We start from the raw sequence: 1,254 nt of genomic DNA, 5'->3' as shown, positions 1-1,254 counted from the left end.
AAGCAAAGTAGCAGGGATCAGGATGTCGTTACCGCCACCATCCATTAGGATCGTGCTGATGTTGCCATTGTGCGCGTTAGCTGCGTTATATTGCTCTACAACGGATGGCGCTAGCAAACCACCTTGCAACTCGGCACCTGACTGCGTGTAATCACGGAACTGAGTGCCCGCGCGCGCTTCCAACGTTTCTTGGATAACGCCATTCAAATCGAAAATGGAGTCGCCCAGGGTCACGACATCATTTCGACCGTTAACGGTTTCTTCATATGGGTTGCCCGTACAACCAACAACACTAATAGCAACAACCGAAAAGGCTGCCACCTTTACAACTTTAGATACAACTTTTTTTAGATTTATCATTGTTTCTCTCCAAGTTTTCTTTCGTTACCACCAAATAAGCGGTGCGCAAAAGTTTAGCGCAACACTTGTTAACAAATGAGTCAAAAGGCGCACAACTTGGTTAAAAACGGATACATCTGGTTCTTTTCGGCCAGTAAACAATCAAAATAGCGGGTTGTTGAGACCTACATCACAGTTCGATTTAGCATGAAGCGATGCTCTTTCGGCCAACACACTAGTGAGAGCGGCGTCACGAACATCCTGCTCCAAACTCGGTAGACTGATTTTCGCCGCCTGTCAGTTATATCGTTTATTGGTTACGCCGAAAAAGGTAAAACAAAAAAGCCAACTAACGATCAATACGCTAGCCTAGACGAAAGCATTAACCGCCATAAAATAACAATTAAAGGACTGGGCAAACATACGAAGCACGCCGTGCGAACTATGTTTGAATCGCCATGCTTGACGAAATATATTTAAGACTACTTTTGGAACTTGCTCCAGAAGAACTAAAACTTAGCCCACTCGACGCCGAAAGGGTCATATTGGGTTATGGACAAACATTGGAGTCGAAAAATGCCTTCGGCAATTTAATTCGTGATATCTACGGTGCCGATCCAAGTTCTGACATAGGCCTGCACTATGGCAGGCTTTTACAGCCACACGCTTTATGTGATTTTTCTAGAGTTCTGATGACAGCGTCATCGTTCAAAAGAAGTTTGCAGATCATTAACGAATTGCATTACATGCAAGGTGCGGCTTATCACCTGACATTTCACGAATCGAAAGACCGACTATCGATCGCGTTAACCTACCCTTATAAAAGAGAGATATCACAAGAGCAACGACGCTTCTGTTGCGAGTCGATTTTTACCTATTTACTGAACCTTGTAAGGTCTGAAGTCAGCCCGCGTA

Annotated in this window: 1 protein-coding gene and 1 pseudogene; one reads left to right on the top strand and one right to left on the bottom strand. The window is 44.4% G+C overall.

What is annotated here, in order from left to right; translation table 11 throughout:
* A pseudogene (locus A3751_RS15500) lies at positions 1-360 on the bottom strand (SGNH/GDSL hydrolase family protein); the annotation flags it as partial.
* Positions 361-797: 437 nt separating this feature from the next.
* Between A3751_RS15500 and A3751_RS15495 the strand changes: the two are divergent.
* A partial coding sequence (locus A3751_RS15495; protein WP_156492517.1) for an AraC family transcriptional regulator ligand-binding domain-containing protein occupies positions 798-1,254 on the top strand: 457 nt, incomplete at its 3' end.

The sequence above is a fragment of the Oleiphilus sp. HI0080 genome (assembly GCF_001635135.1).
This window is presented reverse-complemented; position numbering and strand designations above follow the sequence as displayed.